Annotated in this window: 13 protein-coding genes, 1 tRNA gene and 2 pseudogenes; 2 read left to right on the top strand and 14 right to left on the bottom strand. The window is 56.0% G+C overall.

Features of this window, described 5'->3' with window-relative positions; all coding sequences use genetic code 11:
- Window positions 1-555: 555 nt before the first annotated feature.
- Window positions 556-2310: a hypothetical protein gene (locus OZ411_RS06740; RefSeq protein WP_282527296.1), complete on the top strand. Its 1755-nt coding sequence runs from the start codon at window positions 556-558 to the stop codon at window positions 2308-2310.
- A gap of 808 nt (window positions 2311-3118) precedes the next feature.
- Here the strand turns inward: OZ411_RS06740 and OZ411_RS06735 are convergent.
- The 9 genes and pseudogenes from OZ411_RS06735 to OZ411_RS06695 all read right to left on the bottom strand — a co-directional run.
- Complete coding sequence (locus OZ411_RS06735; protein ID WP_282527295.1) at window positions 3119-4654, bottom strand: patatin-like phospholipase family protein; 1536 nt, start codon at window positions 4652-4654, stop codon at window positions 3119-3121.
- A gap of 282 nt (window positions 4655-4936) precedes the next feature.
- Complete coding sequence (locus OZ411_RS06730) at window positions 4937-5809, bottom strand: DUF2971 domain-containing protein (RefSeq protein WP_282527294.1); 873 nt, start codon at window positions 5807-5809, stop codon at window positions 4937-4939.
- Window positions 5810-6001: 192 nt separating this feature from the next.
- Window positions 6002-8449, bottom strand: a complete 2448-nt coding sequence (locus OZ411_RS06725; RefSeq protein WP_282527293.1) for a glycoside hydrolase family 15 protein — start codon at window positions 8447-8449, stop codon at window positions 6002-6004.
- A 179-nt stretch (window positions 8450-8628) separates the two neighbouring features.
- On the bottom strand, window positions 8629-10338 hold the full coding sequence (locus OZ411_RS06720) for a thiamine pyrophosphate-binding protein (protein ID WP_282527292.1): 1710 nt from the start codon (window positions 10336-10338) through the stop codon (window positions 8629-8631).
- Window positions 10339-10397: 59 nt separating this feature from the next.
- Window positions 10398-11225, bottom strand: coding sequence for an MBL fold metallo-hydrolase (locus OZ411_RS06715; RefSeq protein WP_282527291.1), 828 nt, complete (start codon window positions 11223-11225; stop codon window positions 10398-10400).
- A gap of 134 nt (window positions 11226-11359) precedes the next feature.
- The gene (locus tag OZ411_RS06710; protein ID WP_282527290.1) at window positions 11360-12424 is read right to left on the bottom strand and encodes a sugar phosphate isomerase/epimerase family protein; all 1065 of its coding nucleotides are present in this window, start codon (window positions 12422-12424) and stop codon (window positions 11360-11362) included.
- A gap of 1 nt (window position 12425) precedes the next feature.
- Entirely contained in the window at window positions 12426-13340 is a 915-nt protein-coding gene (iolE, locus tag OZ411_RS06705; protein ID WP_282527289.1) for a myo-inosose-2 dehydratase, read from the bottom strand.
- Window positions 13341-13365: 25 nt separating this feature from the next.
- Window positions 13366-15009 (bottom strand): pyranose oxidase, encoded by a 1644-nt coding sequence (locus tag OZ411_RS06700; protein WP_282527288.1) that lies wholly within the window; start codon window positions 15007-15009, stop codon window positions 13366-13368.
- Window positions 15010-15307: 298 nt separating this feature from the next.
- Window positions 15308-15553: pseudogene (locus OZ411_RS06695) on the bottom strand (ISL3 family transposase); the annotation flags it as partial.
- A gap of 527 nt (window positions 15554-16080) precedes the next feature.
- Between OZ411_RS06695 and OZ411_RS06690 the strand changes: the two are divergent.
- Window positions 16081-16152: transfer RNA gene (locus tag OZ411_RS06690), tRNA-Asn, on the top strand.
- Window positions 16153-16157: 5 nt separating this feature from the next.
- Here the strand turns inward: OZ411_RS06690 and OZ411_RS06685 are convergent.
- The 5 genes and pseudogenes from OZ411_RS06685 to OZ411_RS06665 form a co-directional block, all read right to left on the bottom strand.
- Window positions 16158-18056, bottom strand: coding sequence for an SIR2 family protein (locus OZ411_RS06685; protein WP_282527287.1), 1899 nt, complete (start codon window positions 18054-18056; stop codon window positions 16158-16160).
- Window positions 18057-19383: 1327 nt separating this feature from the next.
- Entirely contained in the window at window positions 19384-19977 is a 594-nt protein-coding gene (locus OZ411_RS06680; protein WP_282527286.1) for a hypothetical protein, read from the bottom strand.
- A gap of 8 nt (window positions 19978-19985) precedes the next feature.
- Complete coding sequence (locus tag OZ411_RS43355) at window positions 19986-21560, bottom strand: zincin-like metallopeptidase domain-containing protein (RefSeq protein ID WP_349016982.1); 1575 nt, start codon at window positions 21558-21560, stop codon at window positions 19986-19988.
- Window positions 21561-21628: 68 nt separating this feature from the next.
- The gene (locus OZ411_RS06670) at window positions 21629-21934 is read right to left on the bottom strand and encodes a DUF736 domain-containing protein (RefSeq protein ID WP_282527285.1); all 306 of its coding nucleotides are present in this window, start codon (window positions 21932-21934) and stop codon (window positions 21629-21631) included.
- A 780-nt stretch (window positions 21935-22714) separates the two neighbouring features.
- A pseudogene (locus OZ411_RS06665) lies at window positions 22715-24715 on the bottom strand (ParB N-terminal domain-containing protein).
- Window positions 24716-24944 lie beyond the last annotated feature (229 nt).

Here is a 24944-nt window from a genome sequence, read left to right as displayed (position 1 = left end):
TCAAAGTTCGCCGCACTGTTCTGAATGGCGCGCCATTCAGAATAGAACGACGAACTCATATGCATTTGAAATGGCTTTGTATTTCTTAGTGATTGCGGAGCAATAACTTGCTCCACCGCTGGCTTATACAGGTCCGGCTGGCTTGGCGGGTGGCGTTGGCGGCTCGCCAAGCCCTTTGTAGGCACCGTGTCAAAGCTTTGAAGCGCGGTAGCGCGGCTCAAGGAGGGATCGAAGCCGCAAGACCCGAGCCGCCGGCGAAGTGTCAACCGAATCCATACCGCAGCGACTACGTGAACCGGTCGTCGGGAGCCGAGGTCCTCGTGAGCCTCGAGAGCAGCGCCAATCCTCGGACCGTGTGCACTCCAACATCACTCCGCAAAAGAGTCCACCACACCCGATTGCAAAGTATATAAATACACCATAAATGCACGGTGATGCGATCGGCGCCGTCAGCTGCTCACGTTCGCGTGGTCCGGGCGGCTACGACTAGCGCACTGGTTAGATTGCCATTGAAGCAGGCCTGCAGGTGCGGGCGGGGCTGGAGGCACAAAACCGATGAGCGGCCAAGCGACGGAATTTTCTGTCCTAGATTTCATCAAGATCATTTTACCAGATGGCACGAATGGAAATGGAAGCTGGAACGCCGTATGTCAGTGGCCGCCCGACCTGTTCGCCGCCATGGCGGCCGTAGCCGAGCGCTCGGGCCTCTACTCGGAATCGACATTTACATCCTATTGGATCGGCAGCCGCTTTCTTCCGAGCAAGAAATGGATCGATCTTACACGCGAGACCGGACACAAATGGGCGAAGACAGGTAAGCCGCCGAAGCACGTCCAGGACTCTTGGCGGCATCTTGTAACGTGCATCCGATTTGCACGAATCGACGACGAAGATGCGGAAGCCGAGGCATGGAAGAAACTGGTTTTCGAGCTGCTTGCCATCGCTGACGAAGCTTGCGCCGGCATTGGATTCTCGTATCCCCCGGAATCGCGTCAGCCACGCTCCGGCGAGGCCACGGCGGGCGAGCCACAGACGACGCTCATCCAGTTCCTGGTCTACAGCGACTATCATGTCTGGCGAGAGCGTTGGGAGATGGATCAATCTGCCATTGGAGGTGACGTATTACCCAACCTGCCGCACAGTCTCTGCATCTGGGTAAGGCCCGAAATCTTTTGCGTTCAGCCGAAAACAAGCACGCCGACTGTCGGCTACACGCTCCGTTCACTCACCCATCATCTCGCACTATTGCCGTCGATCGCCAATGTGACTACTCATTGGCACATTGCCGACGAACTTGGCGGGGAGCCCGAACCTCACGCCTTCAATCTACTGCTCGTGCCATTTCCCTATTCCATACCGGGAAAGAGTTTTAACCCGGTCGTCGGCAAATTCCCCGGCAATACTAAAGACAAGGTCTTCAGGTTGGATCCGCGGGCGTGGATGCGAGATACGACGCCAGAGCAGTTCGCCAAATTCCTGAATGAATTGATCGATGCTGCCAAACCGGAAATGGAACCGGTGAACGCCATTGTGCTACCCGAAACAGCATTGCCGCTGAACTTCGCGAAAGCAGTCGCGGAAATCCTTGCCCGCGATAGAAGGCTCGACCTATTCGTGACAGGGGTCGTCACCGATCAAGAAGCCGACGCGCGCAACTCCGCCGCAATCTACCGTTTCGTCAACGGGCTTATCATGGATCGTTCGTTCCAGTCGAAGCATCATCGCTGGAGTTTAGACGATGACCAGGTCCGCCGTTATCAGCTCGGACACGTTCTCGATCCCCACTTCAAGTGGTGGGAACAGATCGATGTTAGCCACCGCGAATGCCACGTGATGCTCTTTCGGTCCAACGCCACTCTCTCGGTGCTCATCTGCGAAGACCTTGCCCGCTATGATCCCGTGCTCACCGTGATGAACTCGATCGGCCCCAATTTGGTCATCGCGCTGCTGATGGACGGTCCGCAACTGGAACAACGTTGGCCGGGCCGTTATGCGACAGTGCTGGCGGACGATCCGGGCTCCGCAGTGCTCACCCTCACGTCGCTTGGCATGGTGAGGCGGTCATCGATGCCGGCGGATCCGGAGAGCCGCGAGATTGCCCTTTGGAAGGAGCCGACGGGAAAAGCGCGGTCACTCCGGTTGCCGAAGGGCGATCACGCCCTGTTGTTGACGCTGACCAGCCGGCTGGTCGAACAGTTCACGCTCGACGGGAGGAGTGACGGCGGGGCAACGGTAAACTTCGCGCTAGGAGCGGCGCACCCGGTGCGCCACCCTGATCCGCTCCCCGACTGGCTCGGCCGTATCCCCTAATACTGTTCGCAGCCGGAAACTGCTTGATTTTTCGACGGAAATACCTACACTCTGCTTACATCAGAGGATTGCCATGAGCGCCCCAACCACACTTGCGCAGTTGTTGCGCGATAATCTGAAGCATCTTACGCCTCCCGAAGGCCATGTGGAGCTCAAGGGTCGGCTTTCCGCGACAAAGCCGACGCGCAGGCCCCCTTCAATCAAGGTGAGCCCTGAGAATATGCGCGAGCTCAGCAGCACGAATAGCAAGGACTCCTAGCCTCTACGACGGATCCATCCACCGTTGGAACGGCTTATCCTGAGGGGTATGTTTGTTCTTCTTCAAGGTCCAAACCTCACCTCCGGTGCGCAAGCGTAGCGCAAACATCGGACCTGCTCCTGAAAGAGCCTCTGTGGCGCCTCTGGATTCCGCCAATCCACTGGCGCAGCGACGGAGTTCGCTTATCCAGTATTGGAAGCACAGCCCTGTTACGCCGAACACGATCCTGCCTTAACTATTTTCGCTCCAAATGAACGATGTGCGGTCGATCCACACGCACCAGCTGGGGAAGTGCCATCCGCGCCATCACACACCGTGCGCGCAGAAGTCCGCTGATCAGACGATGAATGACACGTCGAAGCGCCCAATTCGTGGATTACATCTTCGGCATCGTACTGCTCGTCGTGGGCCCTAACGAGCCGACGACGCCGCAGTTGGGGCAGCTAGCGGCTCCTGATTGACTCATCTTGCCTCGTGGCTGTCCCCCAGCCCTCACGCGCAACAGCTCAAGTGTTTGAGGAGGCAACACAGCTCGTTCGGCTCGTCTCGTCAGAAGTTCTCATCCCAGAGCACACTACCGTTCCGGCTAATTAGTGCCATGCGTACTGTGTTCTGCGGTGCATCGAATGAACATCTCCTAAGCAGGCGTGCCGTACTGTCGTACATTACCTCAAAGGCAATTCCTGCTTCCTCGGCTTTCCAAATCTCGTACGTATCTATTGAAGCATCTACGAACTGCTTATTCGGGCAAACAGCAAAGACATTGATGTGGCGATTCCGTCGCGCGAGAGCTCTATCGAGTGGCGTTGCTTCTCGAAAACTATCACTCGATGGATCTAAAGCAGCTTCGGGCGGCCGGCTCGTTGCTGCCCCCTCCAAGCATTGCCGCAGAGCCGCAAGCTCATTGTAAAGATACACCAATTTGAACCCACTTCGCTCCAGGGCTCCCTGCCTAACATCCATAACACGCTTGAAACGGTGCACCAGGGACCGTTGATTTATATCGGCTTCGAAATCTGCATTGAGAGGCAGAATAAATATAAGGTCACATCCTTCCAAAGCAGGAAAGGTGATAGGCAGGTTGTCGATGACCCCTCCATCCTCGAATAATCTGTTTTCAATTTTCGAATATGGAAATAATGGTGGCATATCCATCGAAGCAAAAACCCCACACTTGATGGTGTCCAAAAACCTATCCGGCTCGTCAGCATGCGCGATCTCGTAACGAACTCGCGCTATCGATGGCGGCGCGGTATTGTTCGTTACACAATCAAGCTCTCCAGCTCCGATATTGGACCGGGTCATATAGAAGTGGATCTTTGTACTGATGAGTCGCTCCCTCACATCTTCCCGTCCAAACAGGTGGTCAAAAACCTGCCGCCAAGGCTCGGGAGAAAGAAAGCAATTTCTGAAAAATGGTATGTACCAGGAAGGAGCGATCAACGATTTGACACTGATTGATCGCCACCAATTCTCATGAACACCGCGGCCATTCCAGCCACCTTGCGGCATGATGAGGTCTGCAAGCCAGAACAACGCATTCCAAGATCCCGTGGATGTGCTAGAGATTACCTTCACTTTCTCCAGCGCACGGTGCTCTCCAAGCAGTTGATATATTGCTTTCATTGCGCCTGCCTGGAAAGCAGCTCTGGCCCCGCCACCAGCCAGGACGATCCCGATCTTTTCGACGTTGGAGAACAGGTCTGGCTCCAGCCCGATTATCTTTTCTGGTACTTGTGGCGATCCGTCGCTGTATGGGATGGCGCGTAACTTTGAACGGACCAGCACCCAATTTGTAAAAGCGGAGAGGTTGTACGCCAGTACCGGGCCTGCTGAAAACAGCAGGATCACGACCGACGCCTCGAAAACTGAACGAAGATTATCGCTCAATATTTCTGGCAACTCAAAATACGCGATCAGCCCCTGAGTAGCAGGCTTAATAAGTGATCGGATTACGAGAGGAAAGCCCGCGAAAATCCATAACGCAGATATACTTGCGAACGGTATTGAAAAGGCCAACGGCAAGCGGAAGATTAACCACCTTATGAGAGACGCGGCGGCAGATATCCATGATGTAAGATCCATAGTCAGCCACTATGCACCTGGAGGTGGCACCATATTCTCGGTGCCGCAGAAACGAGCCTCAATTGGAGCTCAACTTGGCGTTTGGCAGACTGCAGTTTGCATAACAGCAGCCAACCGCGCAACAGGGAAGCCGTCTGCAACAACCGTAAACTCGATAACCTCACCGTCACCATACCGACGGCGAGCGAGGCAGCCGATCAGATCAGCGACTTGTAACGCTACCTGACCAATTCGTATGCGCGGTATCGCCAGGTCCCTGGCTCTCTCATCATTTTGAGAAGTTTAGTCCTGCCCCCCGGATTCGACGGCCGCCACGACTTGTTCGACAGCACCACGTTCAATCTTCTCACCCAGAATGACCTCTGTAATCTGACCCGGTATCGTCAGTGAAATTTCTCCCCGTCGCGACAGTAAACGGAACTCGGCTTCATGGAACCAGGCTTCGTGCTTCGTGCCGTAGAACGTTTTCAACATCTCTAACCTGTTTTTCCCTGTGCGATCAAAGAACTTCGCCGGGTCGAGCAACGGCAATTCTTCAGCATACTTCACCCAAATTGGGATGAGTCCTGGGTCGTCCAGGAGCCGGTCAACTTCAAAGTTCACACCAATACAAATGCCTTTGCATGAGTCTCCATAATGAGCCCACATCTGCGGATTGTCGTGACGGGCCGACAGAGACAAAACACCGAATTCAAACCCAATCGACTGATTGCGGTAATAGCTCTCTCTAAGCTCGGTTTCGAGGCGTTTGCTTAGCTCGTTGTCGGAATCCAGTTTCGTCCTTTTGGCGATCTGCTCCGACGTGAGCCCCTGTTTTTTTAGGAAGTGGATCATTGCGATAGCGTAAAGGCTACGATCTTCCTCATTTCCATTAATGAGAAACGCCTGAACGAACTCATCCGAAGCAGGAAAACTGTTCGAGTCCCCATGTTTCGTCATCAACTCCAGGAGCTTCGGCGCCACGTAGTCGATCGCGAACCTCTTTTCGTAATGTTCAACCAGTTCTCTTGGGCTCATCGAAATGAAGACAGGGACGCTAAACTCAAAAGTATCGTTCAGCTTTGCGGGTAGCGAAAACCACATTTGAGTAGAACGAATCGTCTGAAGTGACCATTCGTTGACAGCGCGGTACTTATACAGCTTTAACGTTGCCATGCGGTCGTCTCACAGGCGGCCCAATCTCCTCGCAGGTGCCTACTATTGCGATCCTGTAGGGCTTGATGTGCGTCCTTGCGGCTGCGCATGATTATCTTCCTCGCGATAAAATCTTCAGCCCGGCTCTCGTTCGTTTCGTTGCTAGGTTATAGCACCTGGCTCCCACGTTTGCGACACATCCGGAAAAACGGACTAAAGTAGGTTGACCTCGTAGTCTCGACCTTCCCAGTGCGTGCTATCCAGCCAATAGAACGTAAATACTATCGGCCCTCTCGCGTGCTGGTCAGTGGCGATATCTGCATAGAAAATACCGACGGCGGTGGCCGTCGCGTTAGTATCTTGCACCGTCGTCCAACCATCCCGGGACCAATGGAGGTCAAACTTCTCGACAGACTGGATTCGAAGAGTCCTTCCTCGAGGGATAGCGGGGATTTGCCGATTCCGGTTCCAGATCTCGAGCGGACTTGGTTTGTGTTTCTTTAAGTAGCGATCGGCTACAATCTGGATTCGATCGAAGGGTTTACCGTCCGAAACCGAGCGCACCAGCTTGATATATTCGGCGTGCGCCCATGCAAGCGGCATGGACGATCCCGTGGCGCCGCCTCGCTGCAGATTTATAGTCGGTGTATTCAGGTCCTTCGCGTTCCAAAGCTGCTCGGCTAACAAACCTCGGTCACCGGCAAACGCCTCCATCGCTTCTATATAGATGGATGGATCCCGACCCGCGGCGAACTCGTAGTGTCCTCGCTCACCCGTGAGCAATGGCCAGGGACGGCCGACGCCGACATCTCGGAAAGGACCACCGCTATCGGTTTGGCCATAGCCGTCATGTGTGTATCGCCTCCAACAAGGGCCGCCGGGCAGGTCATCTTTGATCGAGGCGTCCACGACCTTCAGAGAGTCCTCAATCAGTTGGTCACGCGGCGCACGAATGCCGTACCGGACCAGCTCCAGAAAACCCGCGTCCACGATGTTCCGCGCCGGGAACGCGTTCGGACCAGACACATTTTTGAGATACATTATTGCATCGTCGGGATCTGGCTCCGGCAAGGCAGGATCTCCGATAGGGAGAAGACGAATGTAGTGCCGTGGAATGCCCGGCAATAGATCGCCTTTGGTCGTGACCAGCCATTGCTCCAGATGGGACTCGAGAAAATCTGCGTAATCGAGCAGAAACTCCGCTGTCGGTTGATCCTCGGGTTCTTGACTGACGAAATCCGCGGCGCAGACGAGCGCTGCAATATTCGCAGCGAGGGTGGATGGAGAGTATCCAGCATTTTCCTCCCAGCGCTCCATTGGGCTGGACGGGCCGCCCGCGATCAATGCTCGAGCGGCGGCCATCACCATCGACCTCGGATCAAAGAACTGCAACGCCTTCTCGACGCGTACTCGGTGAGCGAGCAGAATCGGAAATGAATATTCGTCGAGCTGAGTGCCAAGCCAATGGCCCTTACCGCTGATATAGAAGTTCTGGCTCCAACTTCCGTCCGGCTTTTGAGTCGCCGCCAGAAACAACAATCCACGCAACGGCAGGTCGGTCTCACCGGCGGCCAGCAGAGCACTCGCGCTCTGCGACATATCTCGAGGCCATACGAGATGATATCCACCGTCGCTATCGCCGTTGGCTTCACCCCAGGGAATACTCAACGAGGCTACTAGTGCGCCGTTGAACCGCTTGTCTTCGTGCGCAAGCAAGACGTTGCAGCTCATCTTGAAGAGTCGCGCGGCGTCGAACGTGGCGTGAGCGGCGGGTTGGAAATCCCAGCCACTCTTCGCCTCCTGCCAGCCCGCTAAAAATGCGCTGAGATGGCTGTACGACCCCGCGGGAGCTTCGAACGGACTGCTTAGAGCTTCGAAGAGGGCCGTCAGCGAGGCGTTTGGCGTGTCCGCGTCGCCGGGGCTGAAAGCCAACGCGAGGACAAACTCGGTAGCCCCGTTGAGATCGATCTCGCCCATGAGTGCGATATTGCCGTTGAACACGCAGTCATAGTTCCACTCTGGCAGTCGCCGGCGCCCAATAACGTCTTGCCAGCCGTCGTTGACACCAACGTAACCGCAGCTCGTCGAGCTGAAACCGAGATTCGCCCCCATGGCTAACCAGGTATTGTTACGATAAGCGGCAAGTACATTTCCCGCGCCGGTGCGGGCCACGAAGCCGGAATTGCCAGAGCCGGCGCCCTCGATGTGTGGCGCGAGCAGAGCGTACACTCGCAGCTTCTTCAAGAGATTCGCATCACCTTCGAGTTTCGTCCGAATAAGCAAAGTCGACGCGCCCTGTTCTGAAATCACCTCATGAATGATTTTGTAAGCCTGGCCGATCGCGGTATTGGTTAGCCGATAACCCAGAGCCTCAGGATGAATCGGCTTGCACTCGTGGTGGTAATCGACCTTCGGGTCGTGGAAGAACGTAGAGCCATCCGTTACGAGGAATTGAATATCCCGAACCTGCGGAGTATCTATGTCCGGAAAATAGATCTCCGTAATCACGCCCTTCGCCATTGTGAACCATAACTGGCTTGACCACGACATTGCCGTGCCCACACCATCCTTGTCGGCTCGCGCCCAGAATGGTTGCACGCCCGGACCGGCGGGCGCCGGATTTGCGGACAACAAAGGTTCAGGGACCCGATTTGGATCCATTTTATTAACTCCCTTCGTTCAATTATCCGAAACCTCGCTTGGGTTCTTTACATCGAAGAGATCGATTTACGACGGAAGACGCCGAATTCGATCGGGATATAGCGATAGGCATTAGGCGATAAAGCGCGCTCACCGCTTCTCAAGAGCGTGAATGCAGAACTCCCACAATCTCGGTGGCTCTAGCTTCCCCCTCCGTGGATTCCGTCTATCAATGCCTTCCATTCCGCATTCTTCGGAATTGATTTTGGCTCCAACTCCACGTGAATGATGGACGGGATATCATCCTTCGTCAGAGCTTCGTTAATTGCAGTTTCTAGTTCGCCATAGGTGGTGACTCTCCGTCCCATACAACCGACGACTTCCGACATCTTGAAGTAGGAGCACCTGTGTACATCCAGCCCGTCTTTGAACTTGTCAGTGCTAGATTTGAAGACTGATGCGTCCGCGAGCCATTGCTCTACGGCAAAAACTCCGTTGTCCATGACAAAGATGATCGGGTTGAGCTTGAAACGAGTTTGCGTTGCAACGCAGAAGGCGGTCATTTGATAGCCGCCATCCCCCGTAAAGACCATCACTCTTTGATCAGGCACTTTTTGATCGGACGCCCTGGCCAAGCAAATACCGGTCGCGGCCGGTGCGATATAGCCGATGGAAGAGTAGGATGACTGCGAAAAATAGCCCCTCGCCGCCGTCACTTTAAGCAACAGACTTCCAAAATAGTTCAAGCTTGCATCGGCGCCGACGATCGTCCTGTCGGTAATATACTTCGGAATGAAGTCATAAAATCCCTGGTAGGTGATTCTTTGATCCAAACCTATCTTGCACCCTGCATCACCCGGTAGCTGCGGGAGAGGCTCGCTTCTTGGAGAAATACCTGCGGCTAGCAAGCCCTCCATGAAATCTTCCAAAGAGACCTGCGGGCCAAAGTAGGTCCCAAATTTAACGGTACCAAACGAAACAAATGCGGTCTTGTCGATGTCAGGAGGCCAGCCCAGCGTGTTGATATCCGTCAGCCAAACACCTAACGCGAGAATAAAATCGGAATCTCTAACCAGGTCCTGAACGGTGTCCGACGATGATTTGCCAACGAAAACCCCGATAAAATAAGGATCGTTCTCGGGCAAAACCGCTTTGCTCATAAGCTGGGTGACATACGGAATATTCAGTTGCTCAATCAGGGCCTTTGCCTGTTTTTCAAGCCCAAATCGATCGATCTCCGCACCGAGCCAGATCAGCGGCCTTGCGGCGCTTTCTAATGCGGCTTTCACTTTTTCGATTGAGGCTATAAGAACCCCGCCGTCTGACTTCATCTTCGCCGGCTTGAGTTTGACGGTCGGGCTTTCGCAGTTCAAGTCAACCATGTCCTCGAGAAGTTCGATGTAGACGGGGCGCCTTTCCGTAATGCATTGGGTCAGCGCGTAATCGATCTGCATGGGTGCAAGATGGGGATCGTCTACTCTGACCGCGGCCGCCGTGATATACTCAAAAACCTGAAGATCCGTTTGACGTCCACTGATGAAATGGTGCGCGCTGTAGCCGGTCTGCTCGAATGCGAGGGTTTTTTTGATGCTCGGAGCGCCGTTGATCAGCACAACCGGAACCCGCTCGGCATAAGCACCCGCAATTGGATTGGCTGCAGATAATGCGCCAGCGGAGTACGTCACACAGAGCGCACCGATTCCATTTTGTCCCTTTTGTCTCGCGTATCCGTCGGCTGCATAGCCCGCATTGAGTTCATTGACTTCCGATATCACCTTGATTTCGCTAGGCGTCACATAGCGATCCATCCATCCGATTGTATAATCACCCGGGATGGAAAACAGGTGTCGCAGGCCCAACTCCAAGAGCCTGTCGACCAGATATTGCCCTACTGTCGTTTGATCGCTCATTGTCGCTACGCCCTACTTTCTTCGATCGGAAGATGCCGCTGGTTATGATGGCATGACTGTTAGAACTGACTAGCAGCGTCAAATAGGCGTGGAAGGTAGATATCGAATATCCCCGGGCATAAACGTCCAGGATACCTTCGAAGCAAATGTTCCTTGAAATCGTCTTTGTTCAATCCGCGCGCCATTGCCTGACTGGCGGCAGACAGGTACTCGATATTTTTGGCAACCTCGGTTCTATTGGCTGGGAAACCATGACCCGCCAGAAATAATTTGTCATCCGATGCCAACATCTTCTGCAGCACCTTGATCCAATTTCCGAAGTCTTTAGTCAGATAGAGATGCGTGCCACTGTAGATGAGGTCTTGCGGAATACAGACCTGTAGTTCAGGCAGTCGCATGGTTAGAAGGAAATCAATTTCGGTATCGATTACTTTATCGAACACGTATGTGATTCCATCGACCGTCTCCGTACCCCGCTTGACCACGTTCTGGGGGACAACAATATTTTTCGGAGCAAGACCACCCATTTTCTCCAAATGATCCTGTCTCGACTCCTCTCCGTGTTGCTTAATAAAGTCGATCGTCTCCTGTAACGCGTAGATCTCAACATCGCCGAAGGCCGTCCCCAATCCAAACCAATGATCGGGATGCCGGTGTGAAAGATACAATCTCTCTATCGGCTTTCGAAGACTGTCGGCGTATGCTCTGAATTGCGTCGCATACGGAGCGAGAAATTGGCCATCAACGAGAACGAGGATGTTCTTGCTTTCGATGATATGTGTTGCATTCGCAATGTTGTCGCCCGTAAAACCTGCGACGAACGTATGAATAAGCGCATCACCTGCTTTGCTCGGGATAATGATGGGATCCGGTAATTGAGTCGACATGGAAAACCTCAATGACTGAATACGTATTTCTCACACTGCAACGTTGTCATTCGTACGGTCCCCAAAACGGCTAGTCCTTCGCAACGTCCAGTTCACGCAGCACTCGGCGTCGGCGTTACAAGGCCTTTTGCCCATCAGACCTTTCCCGGGCGGGGAGAACGTTTCGACAGATCATGCCAAACGCGATCAATCCTGGTTTGAAGCTCCTTTAGCGCAGCCTCGGCGATATAGTACGCGCTTAGTTCTGTCGGCCCGTCGGGGTCCTCGCCCGGCCGCCAAAAGCGCCGGCGCGTCATTCTCATCGAACTGTCAAACGGCGGAATCGCATTGAACACTTCCAGCAAGTAGGGCCCTCGGTAAATCGGTTCGAGTTCGCGCAACATGATGTCCCAGGGGATCCAGCTGTCGTGGATCGCACCACGGTCCGGTGCGGAGATATGGATGTAGGACAGCCGATCCTTATGCGGGTCCGGATTGAAGGCACGGGCCACATTTTCTTTGAAAACGACAGGTCCTTGACTTTCCATCAAAACCTGCGCTGTATCGACCGTTACGCCGCAGGGAGCCTTTTTGACGCCATCGAGGAAATTCAGCACCTCTGAGACCATGTTCGGCGGAGGCGTTTCCCAACTCTTGACCGGCTCGATGGCGAGTTTCACTCCCTTTTTCTGCGCGTAGACCGTCAGTTCCTCAATGATGGGCTGCGCTGCTTGATATCGCGGCCTCATCCAATCCAAAAGGGCGTCACTCCAGATCGGTTCTCCAAGGTCCGTAAACGGAAATGCACCGTAGGGATAGATGAACGGCCCCGACATGATTGGTTCATTCGAATCCCCTCCCAACACCGATGTAATGTCGACGCGCGATTTAAGGTATAAAAGGGCGCGATCCCGCTGCTCTTTATAAGGTGACGTCGGATCAAAGAACTGCGTGGTTACAACATTGGTGGCGAATTTCATGTTTTTGAAGCCGGCGTCGTCGAAGGCCTTCTTCAGCCGGCGATAGCTTTCGATCTCATCCGAATGCTTGACGGTCGCTGCCCTTGCGGCGATATGCAGATCGACGCCGTCGAAGCCCCTTTTGGCAAGCTCATCAAGATGCCTGATCAGAACTTGGGTATAACTTGTGTTTTCCGGCTGCAAATCCGCCGTGAACATAAAGAAGCTGAAATAGATCTCGCGGTTGGTGGCCGGGCTCATGTCAATAACCCAGATGTTTACGTAGATATGCCCGAGCAATTCGTGCGTAAGTCAGCGGAGTGCGAATTTGCGGTCTGCATGGATCGTATTTTGCCGGAGCCTGTTCGGCTTCGATGACGATCCACCGGTCGTATTTAGCTTCCTTGAGAATCTCCATGATCGGATCCAGATCCAATGCGCCGTCCAGGTCGCCGGGTACAGTGAAAATCCCGCTCTTGATCGCCTGATAGAAGCTGTAATCCTTGGCGTCCGGGAGCACTGCCCGGCGAACATTCTTCAAATGGACATGCGTAATACGGGTGGCGTATTTCCTGGTTAGCTCCACGATCTCTTTCTGACAGGCACCGCCATAGCAAAGGTGCCCGGTATCCAGGCAAAGTCCCACATAGTCGGGATTGGTGTGATCCAGCAACCGCTCGGTTTCCTTTACGGTCATCACGCACGTACCGACGTGTGGATGATAGCTGAGCTGCATCCCTTGATCTTTTGCATACTCGCCTGCCCGATCGAGAAGCTCGGTCAGGAGAAACCACTGGGCCGTATTCAACTTGGGCCGGTCGTTCAAAACGGATTTGGTGCGAACCTGGTTGACGGCATTGGCTAGTTCCGCGACGACGACATTCTGCGCACCGACTTCCTTGAGGAAGGCGACTTGCGCCTGAAATGAAGCGAACGCTGCTTCTACGTCCAAACCTGTACTGAAAGCCGTCCCCGCCCAAGTGCTGGCTATCTTGAGGCCTCGCGATTCCAAGGCGTGGCGCAACGACGGCAAGTGCGTGGGATACGTGTGCCCGGTGCTGCCTCCCTCAAAACCTGCTTCCTTGGTCTGGTCAAGAATTTCCTGATAAGGAGTGTCGTCCCCGATTTCCGGAAAATCATCGTTCGTCCAACCGGTCGGCTGAATACCTAAGATCATATTTGCCTGTTCTTCTCGGTTTGAGTCAGATGTTGCCGGTGGCGTCTGTACCTTTGGCGGGATTAGACTTAGTAATTTGGTCACAGGCGCGCAGAGCGAGAGCGACGCTTGTCAAAGTGGGATTGCAGGCAATAGCCGTCGGAATCATGCCGTTCCCTCCAAGGTAGAGGTTATTGAACTTCCAGACCCTGGAGTACGTGTCTGCAACGCTTGTTCCGTCATCACAGTTGCCGATTCGAGTTGTACCGTGAATGTGGAGTGTCAGACCCGGCGCCATGAACTGCGGCTCCGACCCTGGCAAAAAGCCACCGAGCGCGGTTGCCGCTTTTAACATCTCCTCCATCATCGCATGCTGGGCTTCACGGTCCTTTTTCGACAAGGAATAGTCGAAGGTCGGTTGCGGCATACCAAAAGTATCGCGCACATCGTTTGCAAATGTGACTTTGTTTTCTTCGCGCTGTTCGACAATTCCAAACCATCGGAGATCGACGATCAATCGGTTGTCGATATTTGGCGGGAGACCGCCATATGCAAAGGCGTCTCGGTGAATCTGGGTATGCCAAGGGCGATCCGCGGAAACAGGAATTGTCAGCTGCGGGTCGGGGTCATTCATCGGAATCGGGATCGGGTCGTTAGGATGCTCCTTCCTGTAAATCCTGATCTTATCGGCAAATCTGGGGTCGTCTGGCAGACCGTCTATGATCGACTGACTGAGCACGATCTGGCAGAATGCCATGGGCTGCTCGGTAAGGTAAGTCCCCAAAGCTCTCGGCCTAATGCCGGAGTTGTAAAGTATCTGAGCTGTCAAAACAGTGCCGGCGCAAACCACAAAGGTTTTCGCATGCACATGATAAGGCTGCCAGTTTATAAGATCCATTACGTCGGCATATGCGATCCCGTCTCCGTCTTCGTTCAAGACCAGTTTCGTGCAGCGGTGCTCTGAAAGTAACTTGAATCGATCTGAACTCCCAGGGACTGCCAGATCGCCAAGCACGGTATCTGCGCCGCTCCATGTCACCAACTCATCATTGTCGGCGTTACGCTGAGCGGCCAGAGGCAGATTTTGAGGGTCGAATGGAGCCTTCAATTGCGGGAACGTTCTTCGAAGAACATCTCGTACGATGGTGTTTCTGATTGAATCTTCGAATATGTCATGGTGAGTATTAAGTAATTTTTCTCCGCGGCCATAAAGGTCCTCCCATTCGCTCCGCGAAAGAAGCGGACTTTGTTCGATATCTGGATGCTGGCGAGGCGTTGCACAGGTCCAGTGAGTTGCCATACCGCCTACGGCATAGGTGGCTGCGGCACCGGGAAGGTTTTTCCTCGGATCCTGGCGGGGATTCTGATTACTCCCTATGAACCCCTTGTAGAGATTGAGATCGTATGTGAACGCACCAGGGTCGAGGGTAAGCGCAGGATTCTCGTTTGGCGGCACCGAGAGAGCATGCAGATGCCCCCGTATGACATTGACGAATGGATTAATGTCCCGCTGAAACAGAAACGCATTCTTTAGGTGAGAACCGAACCGCTGCGACTGACTCGCACCGCTATCAACCATCAGAACGGACATTCCCTGGTCGACAAGCGTTCTTGCAAAAGCACACCCTACAGGGCCACTCCCCACGACTAGGACGTCGAAGTCTCTGATCTGACGAGGACTCCGGGACACGCGATTACCTCATAAAATCAAGTCTAAGCTGACACTGCAGCGTGAACTCTGAGGTTTTTCAACTCTTATTAGCTTTTTAAAACGTGTAAAGTCTAACAATACGCGTTGAGCGTGACAACGGGTATTTTAGACGGACATGTCGGGGGATCGGCATCCAAAACTGGCTCTGACGCAATTTTGGTGCAGCTCCATTCTGCGTTGATTGATTTGGCTTGAAGCAGGTCGATTTTGCCGCGGCCTGCATTGCCGTCTGACGCCCCACTGATCGTCGAGCCATGCCGATCTGTCAGCAGGGGGTGACGATCCGGCGCCTTTCCAGATTGCAGATGATGCTCGTGTATCGGTGATTGCGCCGGCAGGCCCAATCATCAATGCCAATAACTGAGCGGGTCAGCCGGCCGACGGTGACGGCGTCGGACCAGACAGGAGGGCATCCTTACTTACCGGCAGCAACAACCGTTTTGCCAGGCCTGCTGCCCATCGACTGCTAAGCCGCAAGGCAAAGGTGATGAACAGAAAATGCCAGCCTCGCCGTGCGTCGCGCCGGGGGCGGTGCTTGGCAACTGTTTCGAACAGTACCGTGTCGAGCCGGTGTTCGACATCCTCCCGAAAGATGTTCTGTTCGATGGCCCGGGACAATGCTGCCTCGGGTGGGTGTGTGGATCGGCGCGGCTATTAACCGCCGACCGGCGCCCAACGTTGACCCTGTCTCCTACTCAGCAAGGGCCTGAATTCATTCAGCATTAGATCGGCGGGCGGGGTCAATGTTGGAAGCCGAAAGGGGGCAATATTCGGAGCCGGGGCACAATCGGTAGTCCACAACCCTGGTGCTGTCGTTCGACATCGCGCGTAAGCGGAGTTAGTCGAACACGGACAACGCTCGCGTCTCGTGCAATGTCGCTATCGGGCGGATCCCCACGTTCACACGGTTCTTTTCGAGACTGCCATCCGGATATTCGTCAACGAACTGGAGCGCATTCTTAAAGGTCCCTGACCGCACCCTGTGTCCGCAAGGTTCGGCGCCGAGCATGGGTTGACAGCCGCAGAAAATTTTCTGATGTTTTCCGGCATGGCCGCATAGCTCAGCGGTAGAGCATTTCCCTGTTGCGGAAAAGGTCGGGAGTTCGATTCTCTCTGCGGCCGCCTCGTCAAGGCTTGTTCCAGTCGACCAGTTGCGACAGTTTTTCCGCGGGCAAGCCATTCGAAATGACGTTGCTGAGCGTTTCGATCAACAGCGAGCCCTTGCCAGACTGCTCGGCATAACGGACGCTCTCTTCAAGATCCCAGCCTGGGGATCGCACGCCGGCCTCGATGAGCGACTTCAACTTCGGAAGGTATGCCTCACGTCCGGCTTCGTCATCAAAGACATACAGGTAGAATGTCGCTTCCAGCTGCAGAATTCTGCTCTTCGCTCTTTCGAGGACGGCCTTGGCGTACCTGCGCGCACGACCATTCTCGTTCGTCAAAAACAGAAGCTGCGAAAAATTCGCGAGCATCCGCATGTTGTCGGGGTTTTTCGCGATCGCCTCGTTGTAATATTCGGTCGCCTCCTCCAGGAGGCCGTGCGCGCGCCATATAAAGTTGCCGTAGCTCGCCATGGTCTCGGTATTTTCTGGATCTGCTTGCAGCGCTCTTTGAAAGAACGCATCCGCAGCGTCTTTGTCCAACCGCCGGGTCCAAAGAAAGCTCGCCAGACTCCCAAGTGCGCGGGGATTCCTCGATTCGATATTGCAAGCTCGGCGAAGTAGTCGCTCGGCCTTGTCGAGGCGCAGATCGAAGTCCTCCGAGCGGACGTCGTGATCAACGAGGAAGCTGGCTAGATGGAGCAGATTCTGAACATTATCCGGATCGATTTCCAATGCGCGCATGTACGCCTCATACGCTTCCGCATATTTTCCCCGGCCGCTTAGATGGTGTGCATAGTAGCCGCGGACGAAGGCATCTTTCGGATTCTCGTCGATTGCGTTCTGCATAATCTTGCAGATTTCCTCCGGAGACTTGGGCGGCGGCTTCCGCAATAGCGACTTGACTTTGTCGAGCGATTTTGTCGGCTTCGATCCGCGTCGCGGCCCCTGAAGCCTTCGTTCGACGGCGCCTTTGGCCTCTTTGACATCATCGATGAGGCTTCTAAATCGAATTGTCGACGGTTCAGCGACCTTGAAGCTGAGCGATAGAGCCATCATGGCCGTATCGAAATCGGTGTGCTTCACCCAAACTGCCCCTCGCTTGATCAGCCAGGCCATCATAGCGGGGTTGGTAGGCAGCCGTTCGTTGACCCAATAGACTCCATTTCTGAGGGATTCAGGTGGCAAATTTTCGAGCGCGGATGCGATGCTTTCGTCCCCACCGCTGTATCCTAGGAATATTACGCCTCTGCCCATTAAGATGGCCGACATGCTTGCCGCGACGTTGGCAGCCAGCTTTTGGGTTTCTTCCGGGGTGTTTAGGGGTTCCAGCAGGGCATCGCCATGTAGCTTGAAGACCATGGGGCTACCGATCGGCGGAATGGCTCGTTTCGCGATGTCGTCGTGGGCGATGACGAGAGGCCGAGTGCGATAGAAGAGCGTCAGAGTATCATATACGAGATCGTCGAAATTCGTCGTAAGGACGACGTTGGCGGAGGGGCCTGCTTTAGAATCCAACAAAAGCGCTGCAAGAAGCTGGTATCCGACCCCCGGATCGGCTCCCGTTACGAAACGCTGGGTTGCCATTCGTCTCAGCGCGGCGTTGGGGAAGCGCTTTTTCATGATCGAGCTATAGAATTCGCCGGCCCTTCCTTCGTCGAAAGTGCTATCGATCGTCTGGTACCATTTCACGAATTCCAGATCAGAGAATTGTCTCGGCTTATGTGAGAACGCTCTGTCATGCTGCCTTTTTAGTTCTCGGATCCATTGGAGACACAGCGTACTTGCCGGGAGCACACCCGAACTGATGGAGCAGCCGGCTCCGAGGAAGAATGCGAACTGTTGATGTCCTCGCAGAACCGCTTCCGCGAGCGCCCCCGCGAAAGATCGCAGATCAACCTTGACGAGATCCGGCGAGTTCATCGTCTTCACCTTCTCCATTATAGTAGCGGATTATGATAATAGCTCACCCCGTTCTGTCGCAAGTTGCTCGCGGCAGCCTCAAGTCAGCTCCAGCCTGTGCGCAGGATCGGCGCCCCCCAGCGAGCGGCAGAGGCCGCGAACGGGCATGTCAGAAACTCTTACTCGTCTGGACTACGGCGCTCGCGGTCTAGGCATCAAAAAGGATGCACAGGTGTAACATACTAGTCTTAATAGTATATCATTGGTAATAACTAGCATACTAGCTAGTACGGTGCTTAACGTGTAGATTTGCTGTATGATGTTAGATCTCAAACGACTTCGCATCGACGCTTCACGATTCCAGACCGAACGATCGAAGTCGCGATCCAGCCGGGAAACGACTGGAACGACGAAGGCGATCCGGGCTGCTCTTCCGCAAATCTACAGCCTCCGCGAAGACGGGGTGCAATGGTCTGCGATTGCGGCCGCCCTTGCTGCCCAGGGCATCGTCCAAGGTAAAGCCCGCATCCCCCTGACGACCAATCGGCTAACGGCGCTTGTCCGCCAAATCGAACTGCAGAATCAAAAGCGTGCCGCGAAGAGAACGAAGAAAGGAGAGGTTACGGAGCCGAAAAAAATTGCAATGCAAAATCACGGTCTAGCCGTGTCGCCTGCGCTTGGGACAAAAACGCGGTCGATTGTTGGGGGAGAGGCTCGGCAGCCGCACCGCCGAAGCCAGCCCACCTCGCAGCCCGCCGACTCCCAGGGGCGGTCTGGGCAAGCGGGGGCCGATGGTGGACGAATGGCGCCAGAGAAAGGCAAAGCTCCCCGGGAACGCAGTGCACGCACCGACGTCCCCGGAAATGCTTCAGGTCCATCGAAGCGCTCGGTGAAATCGCCCACGCCTTCCCACCGGGACGTGCTTGCGTTCATGGATCGGGCTCGCACCGCGCGCCGTCGGCAGGACTGAGTTAAGCCGCGGCTAGCTGTCCGCGAGCGCCGGTACCATGGGTGCACTTAGCTAAGCGTCGGTATTCGACACGACACCAGGATTTCTCGACGGCCTCCTCTAGCGCTAGGCTGCGGCATTGCGAGTTCTCAGGTGTCATTGTCGACACCTTCGGCAACAGAGAAATATCTAATTTATTATCGGCGTGATTTACACCGCTTTTGCACCGGCGGAACTGCTCGGTTCGACCGCTGCTGGAGTATTGCGGGACGGGTTCGGCAATTGATCTGGCGCTCACCGTTGGCATTGTCCTCCGCGGCCACGCCCGCGACGACGTTCCTGAGACGTCGATATTGCGGTCACGCATGCGGCAGACCAATAACTCAGCGAATAGGCGGTTCACGAGGTTTGGTGGAAGACCTTCCCGAGTATTTCGGCGACCGATCCGGCGCCGCACCAGATATCGCCAGTCACACGATGATCATGGCCATCTTGTTCTTCGAGGCGATACGACTCCATAAAGAGGAGGTACGCCTCTGATTGCGGGGCGGCGTCCAGGTCGGCGACAAGTTCAAAGACATCGACAGCGACATTGAACACGCAAGGCTGGATATTAACGATCGATCCGTACCACTTGAACGCATCGAAAGCCGAACGGACCTGCTCGCGGTACTTCCGGTCGGTTTCCGTTCCCGCACGCTCGATCAGAGTTCTTGGTACAAGACAAACGGTCAGTAAATCGGTCACCATTGGCGGGAGGTTCTCGACCGGAATGATCTTGACCTCATGAATCAGCTCGGTGTGATGGTGAAATAGATTTCGGAGCGCCTTGAGCGCGATGAAATTCGACGACGCAAAGAAGTTCCGTCCAACTTCCTTTTGCAGTCGGTCGTTCAGGCTGTGAAGCGCATTCAGCAGAATTAACAGCGTATCCTCGTTTGGGGGCCACGCAGTGATTGAAATACGACCGGAAGAACCGGTCGATAGCAGCATTCAGCGAATCAACGTCCACTCGCGTCTTCTTGTGCAGATGGCTCAAGCTCCGGAAACTCGCTCGCGCAGGCGAGCACCCTCTCGTGAATCGCGGCGTCGTCGCCATGTGTCCCAAGTGTCAGGTAGGTGTTCACGTCGCCTCGTCGGGCGTAAACGATCCATTGCCCCGTCAGGCGATGAGCCTGGCTACGCTCCCGGTAACCGCCCAGGACGAATTCATGGATAAGTGCGCCTATGAGCTTGTCTCGAGGAACAGCGGACTCATTCACAACCTTCTCAGCATGCGCAGCGAAGTCATTTGCGCGCCAGTGGTTCAGGACATTCTGCTCTAGGAATGACGCCTGGTGATAATGCTTATGCCAGAGCCCCGCCAAGGGCGGTCGCACAAACGTGGTCGGAGGCTTGGCGAGACTGGGGCGTGCGTCGGGGAAACCTTCCAGCACAGCTATTTCGTCTAAGATCGCAAATACGTTACCCGACCGGCTTTCCAGCATGTCGGCGAGTTCCTGGACCAAGCCGGTCGAATAGCGGCCTGTTCGCAAATGGAGATCGAGGTTCTCGCGAATGTAGGCAGTAGTTTCGTTATGGCTAAGCCGCATTATTCGACCTCTTCCAGTTTCGGCGTTGCCTTCGCAATGATTCGCAAAGTCGAGCCTCCTCCCCTCAGTCGGGGTGGCTCTTCGCCGCGAGCCAGTCGACAGCCTTCTGCGCCAGGCCGCCGACGTAAAGATCGCGCGCTTGTCCGACTTGAGCACGGTGAGCCAACTGGCAAGGTAGGCCGCGTGGTCAGGCCTCGGCTCAAGCGCGATGCCAAGGTCGGCGCAGAGGAACGCCGCGCCGATCTCGGCGACAAGCTCTTCTCGCGCGTAAGCATTGTCACCGCGGCCCTTACCGATATCCCGGTCGCAGCGATGCTTTGGCGATGTCCAATGGATCAGTTCGTGAAGTAGAGTCGCATAGTAGCCTTCGGCTGCGCTCGACGTCGGCGTGTCGATGAACTGCCGATAGGGCGGCATTTCGATGCGGTCGGCGGACGGAATATAGCAGGCGCGATTGCCCCTGTGAACGATCGGAGCGGTGGTAGCAGCAATGAAGGCGTCGACACGATCGATCCTCGCTGATACCGGTTCGATGGCCGCGGGCTGCGGCGCAGGCTGATTGGGAAGGCCATCGATCTGTTCTGTGTTGAACACCGTGTAGGCGCGCAGCAGTGGAATGCGCTCGACGGTCTCTTTGCCGGTGTCAGGATCGTCCTCGGCGCGCTCGATGATCTTGGCGTAGACGACGGTCGCGCCGTGCTCGCCCTTGCGGACTTGAGCGCCCAGCGCTTGGGCCTGTCGGTAGGTCATCCACGTCGCTGACGTGTAGCCGTGTTCGATCGCTTCGGACCACAGGATGAGAACATTGACGCCTCGATACGGTGTGCCGTCGTGGCGCAACGGTCGGGCTGCGGCATCATGTCCTGTCGATGTCGTCCAAGGCTTGATCCAACTGCGCGTGCCCTGCTCGAGGTCGCGGATGATCTTGTCGGTGACGCGCTGATAGAAGTCCGCGCGCGGGTTCGTACTGAGGCTCTTGCTCATTGATGTAGCTCTGCGATGTCGGGATGATGAGGACCGGCGCGGCCGGAATTGGCCGCGCCGGCGGCTGCTCAGTCGGCGCTGCGACGCGACCAGATCAGCTGGTGGTTCGCCTCTTCGCCTTCGATGAGATTGGCGAAGATCGGAGCGGCGAAGCTCGGGTCATCGAGGCGGACCGAGAGATATTCGCGTCCGTTCTGCGCGGTCTTCTTCCATGCGGCGCCGAATTCCACCGCGCCTGCGAGGATTCGAAAGTCGGGCGCCTTGTCGCTCTCCTTCTCGGCCGGGATGAATTTGGCCTTGACGTTGAGGGTCAGCGTTTTGACCACACCGGTGAAGCCAGCCTCGTTCTTGGTGAACGTTCCGATGGTCGCCATGATCGTTTCTCCGTTTGCTGTCGGGCTCGCGTGATTGCGGCCTCGATGGCGGTGCTTGCGCCGGGAGGCGATCGACCTGCACCGAAGGCTGGAGCGGAGCGGAGGACGGCGAACGGGAGGGTTATTTTGGCTTGCGCGAGGAGACGCGTAGCGGCGGGGAAAATAGCCCGACCAGCCGTTGCGGGAAGCGATCGGGGCCGAAGGCCCTTCAACTCTCGGCGATACCGGCCATCGTCAGAGGCCCAACACCTGCGTGGCCGATCTTTCGCAAACGGACAGCGAATCGCGACGGAGACGTTCGCACGGCGATATACCTAGCGAATGGGATTTGGATGCTGACCCTTTCAAGGAGCCAGACCGGCCGAAAGCGACAAGGGCCGCCGTAGATCGCTCGCTGCGGTGTGGTCGCGCCGGTGGAAGTTGCCGATAGAACGCTCGTGAGGTCTTGGCCCCCCGATGTACCTGCGAGCCTCACATGCGCCGATCGCAATCGATGGTTATTAGCGGCGACCCCAGCAGAGATACTGACCGTCGAGAATTGCGACACGCAGGACGGCGTGGCAGGACCGCCGCGATTCCGTATCGTCCACGGAGTTGAATGTGAGCCCGTGGCCGAATCCGGTGCTCCGAGCTTCGGAGCATCATTCGCGTAGCCGCCACGTGGCCCACGGGGAATGCATCGAGGGCGGCTGATTCATCGTCTTGATCTGTGCTCGACGAACTTACCGTCGAGCAGAGCCGGAGATCACCGAGGCGATCTCCGGCCTGACCTGGCCCGTGCTATTCTGCGGCGACCATCGTCTCTGGTGTCTCGCTGATGGTATCGGCTCGATCGACCAGCGCGTCATCCGCGTGCGCGGCCGATGGCTTCATAAGCTGTGGCAGCCAGCCGGCGCCCGCAAGCAATTGCTCGGCAGCTTCTGCCATGGCGACCTTCTTGATGCCGGCGATGCGTTCAGCCGCCTCCGGTCCGACCGCTTCGCTAACGGCGGCAAGGATGTTCTCCTTGGATACCCGCCCGAAGTACGATCGCGCGGTGGGGTTCCAGTAGCGGTTCATGTCGAGTTCGAGCACCGACGCGACGGTGTGTGCGGTTGCCCACGCGAGCGGCTTCTGTTCCCATGGCGCCCGGACAGCGAACATGGCGAGAGCTACGCAATGAGCGAACAGCGCCATGAGGCTATCGTGGTCAAGTTCAGCAATGAAACGCCAGAGGTCGGACGGGGCCTGTGGAAGCTGGCTGGCCCATCGGCCATGGCGATCCGCCAGCGCCTTGGCGGCATCGGTATCTTCGATGCCTTCGGCATGGGTAGCGAGCGAAGCAGAAACCAGACGAATATCGAGGCAAGAAACCTCCTGACGATAGAAGGTCCGCGCGACGAGCGCGTGAACGACCGCAAGGAGCGCGACGTCCGGCTGCTCGCAGAGCGCGAGCCGAAGGCCGAGGGTCCGATGTGCCGTCAGATCACGCGTCAGCACGTCGGAAAGGGCTTTTGCGCCGTTCCCATCGCTCTGGCTCCCTTCGTCGCTGGTCGATGTCCCTTCCGCATCGGCAGCGCCATCGGTAACGGCGATACCCTTCGTCTGTTCGGCACCCAACAGTTTCTCGTCCTCGCGGCGAACGAAGCCGCGTTCGACGCGAACGGTTCCATCGTGGTCGAGCACGACGAACACCCCTGAGCACGCGATGACATCGGCTGGATAAGCCTCGCGCTTGGCGTCGAGCCGCTCGATCTCGGCCTCAAGCTCGCCAAACCGCTCATCGATGTCATCAGGTAATTCTTCCGCGTCTTCTTATTGCTCGGTGAGCGCGTTGAAGGCGGACCGCGCCGCGTCATAGGCGGCAGTATCTTCAGGCGAAAGATCGACTGGTGACGGATAAAGCCGCCGCAACCCATGCGCATGGGGGAAGTCGAGATGAGCCTCAGCCCATTTCCAGCCCTCCTGCTCGCAGAGCCGGGCGGCGACGCCGTCGAGCTTTTCCTTGGTCAAGCGGTCCAGCAGCGCCACGTCTTCGAGGAAGCCCTCCTGGCTCTCCGAAAAGAGGTCGCGAAGGATGCTTCCGCCTGCGGCCTCATAAGCCTCCAACCCAACGAACCGCGCTCGCCGGTCGCGGGCCGGAACCTTCGCTTCCAGCAGAACCCGGCGGATCATGTACGGCTCAAGGTTGGAGGCCAACAGTTCGAACGCCGCCTCTTGCCGTTCGTGATCCTCGACGATCGAAAATGCGATCAATTGATCCAGCGTCAGCCCGCCGTCGCGATAAATCTGGATCAGGTTGGGAGACACTGAGGCAAGTCGTAGCCGTTGGCGCACGATATGTGCCGTGACCCCGAACCGGGCCGCCATTTCCTCGATACCATAGCCTTTCTCCTCGGCCAGATACCGGAAAACTTCGTATTGATCGGCCGGATGCAGATCCGATCGCGTGACGTTCTCATCTAGACTGATCTCGGTCGGATCATTGGCCAGATCGACGGTGCAGCGGATCGGTTCGGATTTCTTGATTTCCTTGCGCTGCACGCGCAGCAATTGGGCCAGCCGCCGCCCCTCACCGATCGTCACCAGATAGAAGCCTGTCGCGGCGCCGGCTTCATCGACTTCCGGCTCTACGACGAGATTCTGCAGCATCCCCTTATAAGCGATACTGGCCGCGAGCGCCGCTATCGCGGCGTCGCTATGCGGCACTTTCCGCGCATGCTTCGGGGATTTCTTCAGCTTGTTCAACGGCACGAAAATCTCCGCACCGGTGTTCGTCTTCGATCTCGCTTTTGTCGTCATGGTGTCACTCCTTGCACTGCCGAAGGCACGGCTTCGGCGTGCCTTCCGGGGGTGCGTGAGCGCGCGGGAGTGAGGGGGCGAGTTACGGCACGCCGGGCTGGGCTGCGCCGCCGAGCAGAGCGACTTCAAACAGAGGCCCAAGTCGCAGCCGTTTCGCTGTGCGAGGACGCGGCCCCGCTCGTGCAAGCTGCCGGAACTCGCGGGGAGCGAGGGCAAGGCCTTCGCTCCC

Origin of the sequence: Bradyrhizobium sp. Arg237L, from assembly GCF_029990105.1 — a bacterium.
In the GTDB taxonomy this organism is placed as follows: domain Bacteria; phylum Pseudomonadota; class Alphaproteobacteria; order Rhizobiales; family Xanthobacteraceae; genus Bradyrhizobium.
The sequence above is the reverse complement of the archived record's forward strand: the minus strand, read 5'-3'. Positions and strand labels throughout refer to the sequence as shown.